The following is a 15,272-nucleotide window of genomic DNA, read 5'->3' as shown; positions in this document are numbered from 1 at the left end:
CATGCCGCTACTCGAAGTCAATGACCTTCAGGTCGAATTCAAAACGCCCGATGCCACCGTGCGCGCGGTCGGCGGCGTGAGCTTCGCGCTGGAAGCGGGCGAGACGCTCGGTATCGTCGGCGAATCGGGGTCGGGGAAAAGCCAGAGCGTGCTGGCCATGTTGGGGCTGCTGGCATCGAACGGGCGCGCGCAGGGGCAGGCGCTGTATCGCGGTGAGAATCTGCTCGGGATGTCCGCGAAGGCGCTGAACCGGATTCGCGGCAATCGCTTGTCGATGATTTTTCAGGACCCGATGAGCTCGCTCAATCCGTATCTGACCATCGAACGGCAGATGACGGAAGTGCTGGAACTGCACAAGAACATGACGCGGCGCGCGGCGAAGAAGCGCGCCATCGACATGTTGGAAGCGGTGCGGATTCCGGAGGCGGCACATCGGATCGGGCAGTATCCGCACGAGTTGTCGGGCGGCATGCGTCAGCGCGTGATGATCGCCATGGCCTTGCTGTGCGAACCCGAAGTGCTGTTCGCCGATGAACCGACCACCGCGCTTGACGTCACCGTGCAGGCGCAAGTGCTGCAACTGCTGCGCGACCTCCAACGCGATTTCGGCACGGCAATCGTGTTGATTACGCACGATCTCGGCGTCGTCGCGGGCCTGTGCGAGAAGGTCATGGTGATGTACGGCGGCCGCGTGATGGAACAGTGCGATGCGCCGACGCTGTTCGCCAAGCCATCGCATCCGTACACCATCGGCTTGCTGCGTGCGTTGCCGCGTCTGGATCACGATGGCGCGGACCTCACCGGCATTCCCGGCAATCCGCCGAATATGGCGCATCCGCCGGCGGGCTGTCCGTTTCACGAGCGTTGCGCGGATGCCAGCGCGGAATGCGCGGCGAGCGCGCCAGCGTTGCAATCGGTTGATGGCACGCACTGGCTGCGCGCCTGCCATCGCCCCATTCACGCGATGAAAACGCGCTATCTCAATCAGGAGACGACCCATGTCTGACACGACGATCCTCTCCGTGCGCGACATGCGCGTGCATTTTCAGGTGAAGCCGAAGAACCGCTTGCCGTGGGCCGCGCGCCGCACGCTCAAAGCCGTCGATGGCGTGAGCTTCGATCTGAAGGCGGGCGAAACGCTTGGTGTCGTCGGTGAATCGGGATGCGGGAAGTCCACGTTGTCGCGCGCCATCCTCAATCTGATTCCTGCGACGCATGGCGAAATCGTGTGGATGGGTTCGGATATGACGCGTGCGAATGCGCGCGACTGGCACGCCGTGCGCAGCGACGTGCAGATGATTTTTCAGGACCCGCTGGCATCGCTCGATCCGCGTATGACGGTCGGGCAGATTATCGCGGAGCCGTTGATCGAGCATCGGCCGGGCATCGGCAAGAGCGAAATTCAGACGCGGGTGCGCGCGATGATGGCGCGCGTCGGTCTGCGCGAGCAGATGATCAATCGCTATCCTCACGAATTTTCGGGCGGGCAGTGCCAGCGGATCGGCATTGCGCGCGCGTTGATCGTCGAGCCGAAGCTCGTCATTTGCGATGAACCCGTTTCCGCGCTCGATGTATCGATTCAGGCGCAGATCGTCAATCTGCTGAAGTCTCTGCAAGCGGAGATGAAGCTGTCGCTGATCTTTATCGCGCACGATCTGGCCGTGGTGCGTCATATCTCCGATCGCGTGATGGTGATGTACCTCGGCCGCGTAATGGAACTCGCCGATAAACACGCGCTCTACGGCACCCCTCGCCATCCTTATACGCGCGCGCTGCTGTCGGCGGTGCCGGTGCCCGATCCATCCGTCGAACGCGGCAAACGCGTGCAGATTTTGTCGGGCGATATCCCCAGTCCGATCGATCCGCCTTCCGGCTGCGTCTTCCACACGCGTTGTCCGATGGCCGAGCCGCGTTGCTCGCAAGAAATCCCCGTATTGCGCCCGCTCGAAGACGGCGCGATGGCCGCATGTTGGTTCGCATGACGATCCCGTAATCGAGCACACGCAACGGAGCAGGTTCCCCCGCAGTCCATAAGCGGTCTTACTCGCTTCGCTATCCGAACGATTCGTTCGCCCCGACATGGCTGTGTCGAAGGGCGCGGACGCTTGCATCTTGTCGTTTGGGTATCGACGTGAAGTTTTCCTGAAAGCAGCACGAAGGTTGAGTCAGTAGTTGGAGATCCTTTTAATGAAAAAACAAAAAGTTTCGGTCGCATTGTCCATCTTGTTGTTCTCTGGCGCGATGGCTGCACAATTTCCGGCGTATGCGCAGCAATCGCCGCAATCCGTCGCTCAGGCCGCGCCTCAACCGGACGAGCAGCCGCTTTCGCGTCACACCGAAACCGTGCCGGATTCGCCGCCGAACACGGAAGCGGATGCGCCCGTGAGCAACCAGGCGAAGTCGAAGGGGTTTATCGAAGATTCGCATTTGAACTTGCTGTTCCGGTCGTTTGCGGAGCATGACACGTTCAATACGGTCAAGAAGAAGGACGCGTGGGTGCTTGGCGCGCAAGCTGTGTTCGAGTCCGGCTATACGAAAGGGCTGATTGGTCTCGGCGGCGATATCTCGCTGTTCGGTGCGCTGAAGCTCAACGGCGGACGGAGCGGTGCGGTCGGAAGCAACAACAATCAAGTGCACGTGGCCACCGACGGCGGCGGTTATAACCAGCTCGCGTGGGCGTATCCGGGTGTGTGGGATGTGAAAGCGCGTGTCTCGAATACGGTCGTGAAGTACGGCCAGCAATTGTTCGACGATCCTTTCCTCTCGCCGCACGACAATCGCGCGCTCCCGCCGACTTATCGCGGCTGGTCGCTCGTCAGCAATGAAATCAAGGATCTGACATTGAAGGGCGGCACGGTCGATGGCGTGCTCGCGCGCGGCATGACGACGGTGACGGGCCTCACGACCGAATACGGCGGCACGCACGTTTCGCAATTCTCGTACTTCGGCGGCGACTGGACGCGCGGTGACGATACGGCCGTATCGCTCTATGGCAGCGTCGCGAACAACGTGTGGCAGCAGTACTACCTGACGGCGACGCAAAGCATCGGCGATCCGAAGGCGATTCGCTGGACCGGCTCGTTGAACTACTACTACACGGGCGCAATCGGCGACAAACGGCAGGGCGCGATCAACAATAACGCCTACAGTTTGGCGCTCGCGGGCACGCACGGCGCACATACGCTTCAGTTCGCGTTCCAGCAGATTGTCAGCGATCAGACCTTCGACTACATGGGGCAGTCGGCTGGCGATTTCCTCTCGAACTCGCTCGACGTTGACTACAACCAGCCGCACGAAAAGTCGGTCAGCCTGTCGTATTCGCTGAATTTGAAGAATTACGGCGTGCCGGGCGCGAAGGTGACGATGTGGTCGGCGTACGGCTGGGGCGCGGACGGCAGCAATATGGCTTATGGCGGATCGGCGCAGGCGGGCAATTATCTGGTGAACGGTCAGGCGCTTCACGGCTCGCACTACGAACTCGGCATTATCCCGAGCTACACAATTCCGGAAGGCAAGTTCAAGAACACGTCGATCAAGTTCTACTACATGTACCACCACGGCAGCACTTACTATCCCGACACGACAAGCAATGTCTATCGTCTGATGGTCAACGTGCCAGTCAACGTGTTTTAAGCTTCAAAGCAAAAACAGGACGGGCGACCCGGCGGTGTCGCCCGTTTTCTTTTTATCGAGCGCGCGCTGTCTGCACTGGCCCCATGCGATGCGCGTCTGATGGTTCGCCGGCGGATGGTCTCCTCGCTCGCTTATCCGAAGCGACGCCTTACGGCGATATCCGTCGCGCGATCCTTGGGCATCTGTCGATCGCCTGAAGTATCAGCGTGGAGGTAAGGAGCAGGGAGAACACAGCCATTCCGACGTAAGCATCCATTCGACTCTCCGATTCACCCGGCGATGTGCCGATGAATTCAGTATCGTCGAACGATCGTGCGAAGAATACCCGGCACGCGCGGGGAAAACCGCTGAAGTAAGAGACTGCCGAATCGATTCCCCCGGAAGGAGGGAATGGAGATCAGAAGCGCGTCCCGAAGCCGCATCCGCCGAAACCGCCGCCGTTGGTGGCAAAGCCGCTGCATCCGAACAGCCCGCAGCCGCCGAGCGTCAGCGTCGCGCTGATGAGAAGTGTGGTGATGAGAAGGCGAAGGTGTTTCATCGGGAGACCAATGCGCAATAACGACCGCGATTCTCCCGGAACGCGGTCGTGCGTATGTCACAAATCTTGGCGCATCAATGTTGCGGAATCGGCAACTTCAACTCCTGGCCTTCCCCGGCAATAGCGAACACCAGCAGCTTCGCGGGCTGCGTCGCGCTGGCATTTTTCGATACCACGTGATGCGCGCCCGGCGCTTCGTACCACGATTCGCCCGGCCCATACGTCTTCGGCGGCGACCCTTCGAGTTGCGACGTGATATGCCCCTGCAGCACGTACGCGAAGATCGAACCGGGATGCATATGCGCTTCGGATGCCTGTCCCGGCTTGTACGACACGGTTGCGATCAGCACGTTCTTGCCGGGCGCTTCGGGAATCGACTGCTTCATCACGGGCGCGATGGTTTCCGCGTGGGCGGCCAGGCTCGAGAGCGCCAGCATCGAAATCAAAATGAGCTTTTTCATGACGATGTCCTCACGCGGGCAGCTTGCGGAACGCGATCGCGAAGCGGTTCCAGGCGTTGATCGCGGAGACGAGCAGCGTGAGTTCGACGATTTCCTCATCGCTGAAATGCGGCTTGACGGCTTGCCATACGGAGTCGGGCACGTGGTCGTGCGAGACGAGCGTGAGCGCTTCGGTCCATTCGAGCGCGGCGCGTTCGCGGTCGGTGAAGAACGGCGTTTCGCGCCACACGACGACCGTGGCCAGACGGCGCTCCGTTTCGCCGCCCTTGCGTGCGTCGCTGGTGTGCATATCGACGCAGAACGCGCAGCCGTTGATCTGCGAGGCGCGCAGCCGCACCAGTTCGGTCAGCGACTTTTCCAATCCGGATTTAGCGATGCGTTCTTCCACGCCCATCAGCGCTTTGATGGCGGCGGGGCTGGCTTTGTAGAAGTCGAGACGGCTTTCCATGAGGTTCCTCTTCGCTTTAAAAGTGCGCCGCGTGGCGCGATGTAAGAAGAGTAGGCCTCGATGTGGCTGTTTGGAATGACCGGTTTTTGGGATTTTCAGGTGACCAGTGCGGGCCAAAAAAAGCCCGCATCGCGAGCTTCACAGCGATTAATCCAGTGCCGAAGCCGGCCCGAAGAACTCATACCGGCTCTGCGCCTCTGGCACGCCGAGCGCCTTCAAATGCCGCTTCATCGCCCTCATAAACGGCTTCGGGCCGAGAAAATAGACATCGACGTCGCGGTTTGTCGGTAGCCACTGATCGAGCAGTTTTTCATCGACGAAACCGATGCCATGCGCCGCCTGATCGCCGTCGCGCTCGTTCTCGTAGCAATAGAAACGCTGAAGCTGCGGATGCTTCGCGGCCAGTTCCTCCACGGCGTCGCGGAACGCGTGTACGCCGCCGTGCCGCGCCGCGTGGATGAAATGCACCGGCCGCGTCGCGCCCGAGGAAAGCGCCGCGTTCAACATCGCCAGCGTCGGCGTGATGCCGACACCGCCGCTGATCAGCACCAGCGGCTTCTCGTTATGTTCGAGGCTGAAATCGCCAGCGGGCGGATACAGATCGAGCGCATCGCCCGCCTGCACATGCGCATGCAGATATTCCGATACCACGCCGCCCGGCTCGCGCTTCACGCTGATCCGATACTCGCGCCCGTTCGCCGCCGCCGATAGCGAATAATTGCGCCGCGTCTCCACGCCATCAATCACGACGCGCAAGCCGATGTACTGTCCCGGCTGAAAATCCAGCAACGCGCCGCCGTCCTCCGGCACGAGATAGAACGACGTAATCTCATCGCTCTCGACGACCTTCCGCTGAACCACGAAGCGCCGCGTGCCGCGCCATCCACCGGTCGCGTTTTCGCGCTCGCTGTAGATGCCTTCCTCCAGCCCGATCAGCAGATCCGCAAGCTGTTGATAGGCTGCCGCCCATGCGTCGATCACGGCATCGGTGGCGATCTCCGGCCCGAGCACTTCGCGGATGGATTGCAGCAGGCAGCCGCCGACGATCGGATAGTGTTCCGGCTGAATATTCAGCGCGACATGCTTGTTGATGATCTGCCCGACCAGCCCGCCGAGTTTCTCTAGTTCATCGATATGCCGCGCGTACATCAGCACGCCGTTGGCGAGCGCGCGCGGTTGCGCGCCGTCGGCTTGATGCGCCTGATTGAACATCGGCCGCACTTCAGGATACTCGGCGAGCATCTTGTTATAAAAGTGCGTGGTGAGCGCCTCGCCGCCGCTTTCGAGCAGCGGAACGGTGGCTTTGACAATGGCGCGATGTTCGGCGGATAGCATGTGAAATCTCCTTGCGTTGAAAGGGCGAAGCGGGTTGCTTCGTTGATGCGGCATAGACATACACATTCCGTGCCACGATAGAATGCTATGTAAATCAACGTATTGAGCCATATCATGGTCGAATCGACTCTGGTCAAAAAGACTGCTGAAGTAGTCGCAATGACCTCGCGCGTGCTGCTTGACGCGCTGGTTCCGCTGATCGAAGACCTGTCGCGCGACATGCCGGAGACGGAGCGCTATCGGCGTCTTTTGCGCACCCTGCGCGCGCTCTTTCCCGGCGATGCTGCCGCGCTCCTGCGTCTGGACGGTGACACGCTGGTGCCGCTCGCCATCGACGGTTTATCGGGCGATACGCTCGGGCGGCGCTTTCGCGTGGCCGAGCATCCGCGGTTCGCGCGCATTCTGGAGCGCGCCGAGCCGACGCGTTTTCCCGCGCATTCCGACCTGCCCGATCCCTACGATGGTCTCGTCAAAGGCGTGGCCGCCAAGCTCGAAGTACACGATTGCCTTGGCTGCCCGCTCGTCATTCAGGATCGTCCGTGGGGGCTTTTGACGCTGGATGCGCTCGATCCCGCCCAGTTCGACGATATCGATACCGCGTCGCTTCAGGCGTTTCTCAGCCTGACGGCGGCGACCGTCAGCGTGGCCGAACGTATCGATACCTTGGCGCGCACCGGCGAAGCGGAGCGGCAGCGCGCGGAGCTTTATCGGCAAGTGAGCAGCGCGCGCGAGATTATCGGCAGCAGCGAACGGCACAAGCGTCTGATGGAAGAGATCGCCATCGTCGCGTCCAGCGATCTGACCGTGCTCATCACCGGCGAAACGGGCGTTGGCAAGGAACTGGTGGCGAGCGAGATTCACGCGCTGTCGTCGCGCGCGGATCGGCCGATGGTCAGCCTGAATTGCGCGGCGTTACCGGATACGCTGGTCGAAAGCGAGTTGTTCGGGCATGTGCGCGGCGCGTTTTCGGGCGCGTCGTCGGATCGGCGTGGAAAGTTCGAACTGGCCGATGGCGGCACGCTGTTTCTCGATGAAGTCGGCGAACTGCCGCTCGCCGTGCAGGCCAAGCTGCTGCGCGTGTTGCAGAACGGACAGTTGCAGCGCATCGGCTCGGACAGCGAACATCGCGTCGATGTGCGTCTGATCGCCGCGACCAATCGCGATCTCGCCGAGGAGGTGCGCGCGGGGCGGTTTCGCGCGGACTTTTATCATCGGCTGTCGGTTTATCCGCTGGTGGTGCCGCCGCTGCGTGAGCGTGGGCGTGACGTGCTGCTGCTCGCGGGCTTCTTTCTCGAGGAAAATCGCTCGCGCCTCGGTTTGCTGAGTCTGCGTCTTTCCGCCGATGCGCAAGCCGCGCTGCTCGCGTATCGCTGGCCGGGAAATGTGCGCGAGCTCGAACATCTGATCGGACGAAGCGCGTTGAAAGCGCTCGCCGCGCTGCGCGAACGGCCGCGCATTCTCACATTGACCGCCGCCGATCTTGCGCTTGGCGCAAACCTCAAATCCGCCGAGCAAGCGCCGCCATCGATCGCGCCGGGCACGGATTTCCGCGAGGCCGTGACCGCGTACGAACGCTCGCTCATTCAGGACGCACTTGCGCGTCATGAGCAGAACTGGGCATCGGTGGCGCGCGAGTTGGGCATCGATCGCGCCAATCTGAATCGTCTGGCCAGACGGCTCGGTCTGAAGTAAGCGCACATCGACAGTTTCACACACGCCGCTTGACGCGCTTTTCTCAAAAAGATATCGCTAGACGAGAAAAGCGCTTCTGCGATGCATTCATTCGCCCGCGAAGCGATCGTTGCTTATCTCAAAATAATGCGTTTGTTTGATCGAACGCAAAAAACGCACAGCTTCGTCGCACGCAGCGAACGCCTTCATTGGGACAATCTGAGTACTGGAGAAAACGGTGTCGCTCTCCTAACATCGGAAGAGCCAAAAGACCCGTCGGCAAGTGAAAGCAGCGTGCGCATCGCCCACAACGATGCGCGCGACATCGAACACGGCAATGACAACGGGGGTGACGTGAGAAACGTGGTCAAGCGCAGCGCCTGGGTTCTGTCCGCGCTATTCGCGTTTTTCAGCGCGTTTTTCTGCATCGACGTGAATGCGGCCGATGCACCGCTCGAACGCGCGCCCGATACCATGCAGGCGCGCGTGCTCGGCTGTGCGGCGTGTCACGGCGCGCATGGCGAAGGCACCGATAGCGACTACTTCCCGCGTCTGTCAGGCAAGCCTGCAGGTTATCTGTACAACCAACTATTGGCGTTTCGCGACGGGCGGCGCAAGTATCCGCCGATGAACTATCTGCTGGCGTATCTTCCCGACGCGTATCTGAAGCAGATTGCCGATTATTTCGCGGGCGAGCGTCCGCCGTTCCCGCCGCCGTCCGCCGTCACCGTCGATACGAAAACGCTCGATCTCGGCAAATCGCTCGTCACAAAAGGCGATGCCGCGCGCAAGATTCCTGCATGCGTAAGCTGTCACGGCCCGCTGATGACCGGCATGGAACCGGCGATTCCCGGCTTGCTTGGCTTGCATTCCGACTACATCAGCGCGCAGTTGGGCGCATGGCGATACGGCACGCGCACGACCATTGCGCCGGACTGCATGGCGCATGTGTCGCGGCTCTTGTCCGACCGCGATATCACTGCGATTGCCGCGTATCTGGCTTCGGTTCCCGCGCCGACGGATGCCAATCCGATTCCCGCCGGCTCGCTGAAAATGCCGCTTGCATGCGGCAGCGTCCAACCTTGACGAGGACCCGACACGTGCGCCGCTTTCACTCACTCAAAGCGCTGACCGTCGCGGTCTTCATGGCGGCGTGCATCGCGCCGTTTTCGCCTTTCTCGCAGGCGCAAGCACAAGCTCAGAGCGATGTCATCAAGCGTGGTGAATACCTTGCGCGCGCGGGCGATTGCATCGCTTGTCATACGCTGCCGGCGGGCAAAACATTCGGCGGCGGCCGTCCGATGGAAACGCCGTTCGGCACGCTCTACACGCCGAATATTTCATCGGACAAGGACACGGGCATCGGTAGCTGGAGCGCCGACGAGTTCTACACGATGATGCATACCGGCAAGTCGCGCGACGGTTCGCTGCTCTATCCGGCGATGCCATATACGTCGTACACCAAAGTATCTCGCGCCGATTCCGACGCCATCTATGCGTTTCTGATGTCCACGCCCGCCGTGCATCAACCTAATCGTCCGCATGAATTGCGCTTTCCCTTCAACAAGCGGCAATTGCTGCTCGGCTGGCGCTCGCTGTTTTTCAGGGAAGGCGAGTATCAGCCGGACCCGAAACAATCGGCGGAATGGAATCGTGGTGCGTATCTCGTCGAAGGACTCGGACATTGCTCGATGTGCCATACCGCGATCAACGCGCTGGGCGGGAATGTATCGTCGAAAGCGTTCGAGGGCGGGCTGATCCCGATTCAGAACTGGTACGCGCCATCGCTCACATCGAACAAGGAAGCGGGTCTTGGCGACTGGAATATCGATGAAATCGTCGGCTTGCTGCACGCGGGGGTATCGAATAAGGGCGCGGTGTATGGTCCGATGGCCGAGGTGGTCTACGACAGCCTGCAATACCTGAGCGAAGACGATGTGCACGCGATGTCCGTCTACCTGAAAGCCTTGCCTGCGCGCTCCGGTGACAAGTCCGCGCCGCCTTCGCAAGCGGTGGTCGAACAGAAGACCAGCTTATCGCCGCTCGGCAAGAAGATCTACGACGCCCAATGCGCCGAATGCCACGCGACGCAAGGTCAGGGCAAGCCGCCCGATTTTCCGCCGCTCGCCAACAATCAGTCGATCGTGATGAGCAGCGCGGTGAATCCGATCCGCATGGTGCTGAATGGTGGCTATCCACCGGGAACATTCAAGAATCCTAAACCTTATGGCATGCCGCCGTTTGCGCAGTCTTTATCGGATGTGGAAGTGGCGGCGGTGGTCACGTATATCCGCACCGCGTGGGGCAATCATGGCGCGCCAGTGACGGTGAAGGAAGTCAACGAGTTGCGTTCCGCGCCGCTTTATTGAGTATCGGATACATCATGAATGAAGACACCGAAGATGACTCGAAGCTCGACGAGATCGTGCGCAGCGGGCCGGGCGGGGCGATCGTGCTTGCGGGCATTGCGACTGCCATCGTGATCGGCATCTGGTTCGTGTTCTATTTCACCGTGTTCCTGCCTCGCGGCGTGATTCAGTGAGCGTTTATGGCCATTCAACCTGCTTCGCATGAAGTCGCTGAACGCGTCGAACGACGTTGGGCGATGGTCGTGCTCATCATCGTCACCGTGCTGGTGGCGATGGTGGTCTACACCGGCCTGCACTGGGCGATGATGCCGCCTTCGCGCGTCGAAACCGTTCGCCCTGAAACGCTGCATATTTCCGGCGAATTCGTCGAAAGTAATCTGGGCAGCGCGGTGGAACCAGATGGTTCGGTAACCGTACGAATTGTCGCGCAGCAGTACTCGTTCACGCCGCAATGTCTGGTGGTCCCGGCAGGCGTGCCAGTCACGTTTCGCGCCACGAGTTCGGATGTGATCCACGGCTTTCTTATCACCGATACCAACATCAATTCGATGCTCGAACCAGGCTACGTATCCACCTTCAAGACGACGTTCAACGCGCCGGGCGATCACACCATGCCGTGCCACGAATACTGTGGCACGGGGCATCAGAACATGTGGGCGCATGTGAAGGTGATCGATCGCGCCGAGTTCATGCAGATGGCCGATCAACTGCCAGCCAATTCGCGGAGATTGTCCTGTGTTCATTAGCAAGCGACTCGTACTGGCGCATTTCTGGCTCGCGTTCATTGCCTTCGGTGTCGCGCTGTTGCTCGGCGCATGGCAAATGCTGGTGCGTAGCCCTTTGCATCCGTGGTTGCAGAATCCGGAGTTGTACTATCGATCGGTGACGGAGCATGGCACCGTAATGGGCTACGCGTTTCCTACTTTGATCGCGATGGGCTTTGGTTATGCCGTCTGCGAATTGGCCTTGAAAAAGCCGCTCGTTGGCTTGCGCTGGGCATGGGCCGGTTTTGCGCTCGTCGCGATAGGCGCGGTCACAGCAAGCGTGCCGGTTGCAATGGGCCTCGCCTCCGTGCTCTACACTTTTTATCCGCCGATGATCGGTCATGCGGCGTATTACATCGGCGTGGTGTTCGTGGTGGTCGGCTCGTGGGTATGGGTCGCGCTGATGTCGGTGAACCTGGCTTCGTGGAAGCGTCAGAATCGCGGCAAGACCGTGCCGCTTGCAATGTACGCTACGGTTGCAGGCGCGTATCTTTGGGGCTGGACCGCAGTGGGCGCGGCCATCGAAGTGCTGTTTCTTATCTTGCCCGTTGCGCTCGGTTTCAAATCGACTATCGATGCTGGACTCGCACGCGTGTTCTTCTCGTGGACACTGCACGCGGTCGTCTATTTCTGGCTGATGCCCGCGTATATCGCCTATTACACGATCGTTCCACGCGCGATCGGCGGCCGCCTGTATAGCGATGCCATGGCGCGCATCTCCTTCATCCTGTTCCTCGTTGTGTCGATGCCCATCGGCATTCACCACTTGTTCGCCGACCCGCAAGTCGGCTCCGGCTTCAAGTTCATGCACTCGGTGTTCACCGCGCTCGTTGCCGTGCCGACGTTGCTGACCGTGTTCACCATCTGCGCATCGGTGGAAATCGCGGCGCGGCTGCGCGGCGGCAAGGGCGCGCTCGGCTGGATCAAGGCGCTGCCCTGGTCCAATCCCATGATGCTCGCGCTCGCATTTTCGTTCGTTATGCTTGGCTTCGGCGGCGCGGGCGGGCTGATCAATATGAGTTATCAGCTCGATTCGACCGTGCATAACACGCAATGGGTCACGGGGCATTTTCATCTGATCTTCGGTGGCGCAATCGTCATCATGTACTTTGCAATTGCCTATGATTTGTGGCCGCATCTGACCGGGCGCGCGTTGCAGAGTTTGAAGCTGATGCGCTGGCAATTGTGGCTGTGGCTGATCGGCATGATCGTGCTGACATTTCCGTGGCACTTCGTCGGCATACTCGGCATGCCGCGCCGCATGGCCTTCTACGATTACAACGATCCGGCGCTCGCGGAGCAGGCCATTTCCGTCATCATCAGTGTGTTCGGCGGCTTGATATTAGTGGTATCGGCGATACTGTTCTTCGTCGTGGTGATTAAAGGTCATCGCGCGCCGGAGGTCGCAGTGGAAGCGTTCACGTTCAGCCGCGCAGTGCATGAACCGCACACCATGCCGGTGGCGCTCAACACGTTTGCGTTATGGCTCGTATTGATGATTGGCCTCACGCTCGTCAACTACGGCTATCCGATCGCGCAACTCGTCTCGCGCGGCGATACATCGGTGCCCGCGGTTCCAATCGGAGCGCAGCGATGAGCGACGAACGTCTCTTCAGTCTCCGCAATCGCTGGTTCACGATCAGCGTGTTCGGCACGATTGCACTTGCTGTCATCTCCGCGTTAATCGGCTTCGTATGGCTGCCCTCCGCTCAGCGCGACTCGCAGTTCACTGGCATTTGGAACGCGATTTGTAGCGCGGCGGGCGTGCCGCGAGAGTGGTATTCGGGTGACGAAGTGATTATCGGACCAAAGGTCAAATTGTCGAGCGTGCAGGTCACGCCGCAATTGCTCGCGTCAGCAAGCGCGAATTCGGTCGGACGCGGCGCAACGCTCGCATTACGCTGCACGATGTGCCACGGCGAGCGCGGCATGAGCGATGCGAATTCGCCGAATCTCGCGGGACAATATGCGTCCGTGATCTACAAGCAACTGATCGACTTTCAGACCGGCGCGCGCAGCAACGCGGTCATGTCGCCGATGGCCGTCAACCTCAGCGATCAGGACATGCGCGATCTCGCCGCGTACTACGCGAGCCTGCCGCGTCCGCCTGCACAGCGCAAGGTGAGCGCATCGCTTGCGCCGCCGATCGTCGCCCATGGCGCGCCAATGCGCAATATCGCGCCGTGTGCGGCTTGTCATGGTGGCATCGACAATAAAGCGGGCAGTCCGTGGCTCGATGGTTTGCCGGCCGCTTACACGAAGGCGCAACTCACTGCGTTCCACGATGGCACGCGCACCAACGATATCAACGAAGTCATGCGCAACGTGGCGCGCAATATGACGCCCGAGGAAATCGACGCAGCCGCCGCCTACTACGCGCGCCAAATGAACGGACAGTAAAAAGGGGCTTCGTTGCTTCATCGATTCGCTTTCTGTATCGTGGTTCGAAATGTCGTACGAACCGGATACACGTAATGGAAGCGATAAAAACCGATGTATTGATCGTAGGCGCTGGGCCGGTCGGCCTGTTCGCCGCATTCGAGGCGGGCGTGATCGGCTTAACCTGTCATATCGTCGATGGACTCGATCGCGTAGGCGGGCAGTGCATCGAACTGTATCCAGACAAGCCCATTTACGATATTCCCGCGATTACCTCATGCACGGCGCGCGAACTGGTCGAGCGTCTGATGGAGCAGATTCGCCCGTTCGATGTGCCGATTTCGCTTGGTGAGCGCGTGCAGTCTGTCGAGCAGCGAGAGGACCATCGCTGGACGGTGTGCACTGAAAAAGGCACCACGTTCGATGTCGCCGCTATTCTTATCGCAGCGGGTAATGGCGCGTTCGTGCCGCAACGCTTGCAGGTTCCGCAAGCCGACGCGCTCGAAGGCAAGTCGGTGCATTACAGCGTGGCGCGGCTTGCTGATTTTGCTGACCGCGAAGTGCTTGTTGCGGGCGGTGGCGATTCAGCTCTTGATTGGGCGCTTGCTTTGAAGGATGTCGCGAAGAAGCTCACGCTGGTGCATCGGCGCAATGGGTTTTCTGCGGCGGCAGCTTCCGTTGCGGCGATGAAACGTGCGGTGGAAGCGGGCGAAATGAACTTCGTGGTCGGCATGATCGATTCGCTCGATGCACCGGATGATGTGCTGCGTTCTGTGCGCGTTAAGCATGTCGATGGCACGACGGATCTTGTGGCGGATGAGCTTGTCGTTTTGTATGGACTGGTTGCGGACCTTGGGCCGATTGCACAATGGAATCTTGATGTGCGTGGCGGGCGGATCGAAGTGGATACTTCGAATTACGAATCATCGCGGCCAGGGATTTTTGCGGTGGGGGATATTGCTAATTATCCTAATAAGCAGAAGCTGATTTTGTCGGGGTTTCATGAGGCTTCTCTGGCCTTGCGGCGGGCGTTTGCTTATGCTTATCCTGAGAAGAAGCGGGTGCATGTGCATTCTAGTTATGATGCTAAGTTGGCTGAGAAGGTTCGGAGCGCTTAGTTTTCTTGCTGCTGTTTCTTGTTGTGCTGTTTAGGCAGTAGCCGCCTCCCCGGCGGGGGGTAACTTTCTTTGCTGCTGCAAAGAAAGTCACCAAAGAAAGCAGCTTTTTCAACCAGACACTGCACGTTGAAAGGGCAAGTGGATTAATGTTTTCGCTTGGTGACAATAGCCCGCCGCCACGGAGGCCTGCCCGGCCTGTCAAGTGCTCGGTACGCGCCATTTAAGCACCTCTATTTCCTTAACCAAGCGGCACGCGCTCATCCGCGCGGCGTGTTCGGCGCTCACGCGCCATCGCCGTAGGGGTTCGCCAGGGAAACACAGAGAATGCGTAGTATCACGAACTTTAAAGCGTCATCGCTTGAACGCTATTCGGCCCTACCGTTACTTTGAGGTTTGCGGGAATTGAAGCGCAAAACGACGTTGGGCCGAATAACGTTATCGCGATGTGATTTGCTTTGGCGTTGTCTCGGCACTCTGCCGGGTTCCCTCGAATAACGCCCGGCGGCGCGCAAGGCGCGCACGCTGGAAGCATGAGCGCGATCCGCTTTGCTAAGGA

At 60.0% G+C, this 15,272-nt stretch carries 15 protein-coding genes; 11 read left to right on the top strand and 4 right to left on the bottom strand.

Translation table 11 applies throughout. The features are described from left to right. The first annotated feature begins 1 nt into the window (after position 1). The 3 genes from P7F28_RS10705 (at position 2) to P7F28_RS10695 (ending at position 3,633) form a co-directional block, all read left to right on the top strand. Positions 2 to 1,006, top strand: a complete 1,005-nt coding sequence (locus P7F28_RS10705) for an ABC transporter ATP-binding protein (RefSeq protein WP_277184456.1) — start codon at positions 2 to 4, stop codon at positions 1,004 to 1,006. Beyond that, on the top strand, positions 999 to 1,982 hold the full coding sequence (oppF, locus tag P7F28_RS10700; protein WP_277184455.1) for a murein tripeptide/oligopeptide ABC transporter ATP binding protein OppF: 984 nt from the start codon (positions 999 to 1,001) through the stop codon (positions 1,980 to 1,982). Before P7F28_RS10705 ends, oppF begins: the two co-directional genes overlap by 8 nt. A gap of 205 nt (positions 1,983 to 2,187) precedes the next feature. After that, a complete protein-coding gene (locus tag P7F28_RS10695; RefSeq protein WP_277184454.1) occupies positions 2,188 to 3,633 on the top strand; it encodes an OprD family outer membrane porin in 1,446 nt (481 codons plus the stop codon). Positions 3,634 to 4,030: 397 nt separating this feature from the next. Here the strand turns inward: P7F28_RS10695 and P7F28_RS10690 are convergent, their stop codons facing one another. From P7F28_RS10690 to hmpA, 4 genes are all read right to left on the bottom strand, one after another. Continuing rightward, positions 4,031 to 4,171 carry a hypothetical protein gene (locus P7F28_RS10690; RefSeq protein WP_277184453.1) on the bottom strand — a complete coding sequence of 47 codons (141 nt, stop codon included), beginning with the start codon at positions 4,169 to 4,171 and terminating at the stop codon, positions 4,031 to 4,033. Between the two features lie 74 nt (positions 4,172 to 4,245). Continuing rightward, positions 4,246 to 4,632: a cupin domain-containing protein gene (locus tag P7F28_RS10685; RefSeq protein WP_370467288.1), complete on the bottom strand. Its 387-nt coding sequence runs from the start codon at positions 4,630 to 4,632 to the stop codon at positions 4,246 to 4,248. A gap of 10 nt (positions 4,633 to 4,642) precedes the next feature. After that, entirely contained in the window at positions 4,643 to 5,080 is a 438-nt protein-coding gene (locus P7F28_RS10680; RefSeq protein WP_277184452.1) for a carboxymuconolactone decarboxylase family protein, read from the bottom strand. A gap of 147 nt (positions 5,081 to 5,227) precedes the next feature. Continuing rightward, on the bottom strand, positions 5,228 to 6,415 hold the full coding sequence (hmpA, locus tag P7F28_RS10675; protein ID WP_277184451.1) for an NO-inducible flavohemoprotein: 1,188 nt from the start codon (positions 6,413 to 6,415) through the stop codon (positions 5,228 to 5,230). 114 nt (positions 6,416 to 6,529) lie between these two features. Between hmpA and norR the strand changes: the two genes are divergently transcribed. The 8 genes from norR (at position 6,530) to P7F28_RS10635 (ending at position 14,716) form a co-directional block, all read left to right on the top strand. Further along, positions 6,530 to 8,107 (top strand): nitric oxide reductase transcriptional regulator NorR, encoded by a 1,578-nt coding sequence (gene norR / locus P7F28_RS10670; RefSeq protein WP_277184450.1) that lies wholly within the window; start codon positions 6,530 to 6,532, stop codon positions 8,105 to 8,107. 453 nt (positions 8,108 to 8,560) lie between these two features. Then, complete coding sequence (locus P7F28_RS10665) at positions 8,561 to 9,172, top strand: c-type cytochrome (protein WP_277184503.1); 612 nt, start codon at positions 8,561 to 8,563, stop codon at positions 9,170 to 9,172. Between the two features lie 59 nt (positions 9,173 to 9,231). Continuing rightward, positions 9,232 to 10,455, top strand: coding sequence for a cytochrome c (locus tag P7F28_RS10660; RefSeq protein ID WP_277184502.1), 1,224 nt, complete (start codon positions 9,232 to 9,234; stop codon positions 10,453 to 10,455). Positions 10,456 to 10,469: 14 nt separating this feature from the next. Continuing rightward, positions 10,470 to 10,628, top strand: a complete 159-nt coding sequence (locus tag P7F28_RS10655; protein WP_277184449.1) for a hypothetical protein — start codon at positions 10,470 to 10,472, stop codon at positions 10,626 to 10,628. A gap of 6 nt (positions 10,629 to 10,634) precedes the next feature. Next, the gene (locus P7F28_RS10650; protein ID WP_277184448.1) at positions 10,635 to 11,201 is read left to right on the top strand and encodes a cytochrome C oxidase subunit II; all 567 of its coding nucleotides are present in this window, start codon (positions 10,635 to 10,637) and stop codon (positions 11,199 to 11,201) included. Continuing rightward, positions 11,191 to 12,816, top strand: a complete 1,626-nt coding sequence (locus P7F28_RS10645; protein ID WP_277184447.1) for a b(o/a)3-type cytochrome-c oxidase subunit 1 — start codon at positions 11,191 to 11,193, stop codon at positions 12,814 to 12,816. Before P7F28_RS10650 ends, P7F28_RS10645 begins: the two co-directional genes overlap by 11 nt. Next, the gene (locus tag P7F28_RS10640; RefSeq protein ID WP_277184446.1) at positions 12,813 to 13,619 is read left to right on the top strand and encodes a cytochrome c; all 807 of its coding nucleotides are present in this window, start codon (positions 12,813 to 12,815) and stop codon (positions 13,617 to 13,619) included. Before P7F28_RS10645 ends, P7F28_RS10640 begins: the two co-directional genes overlap by 4 nt. 74 nt (positions 13,620 to 13,693) lie before the next feature. Then, the gene (locus P7F28_RS10635; protein ID WP_277184501.1) at positions 13,694 to 14,716 is read left to right on the top strand and encodes an NAD(P)/FAD-dependent oxidoreductase; all 1,023 of its coding nucleotides are present in this window, start codon (positions 13,694 to 13,696) and stop codon (positions 14,714 to 14,716) included. Positions 14,717 to 15,272: the final 556 nt, after the last annotated feature.

The organism is Caballeronia sp. BR00000012568055 (assembly GCF_029439455.1).
Taxonomy (GTDB): domain Bacteria; phylum Pseudomonadota; class Gammaproteobacteria; order Burkholderiales; family Burkholderiaceae; genus Caballeronia.
Note: the sequence above shows the minus strand (reverse complement) of the source record. Positions and strands in the feature narration are given on the sequence as shown.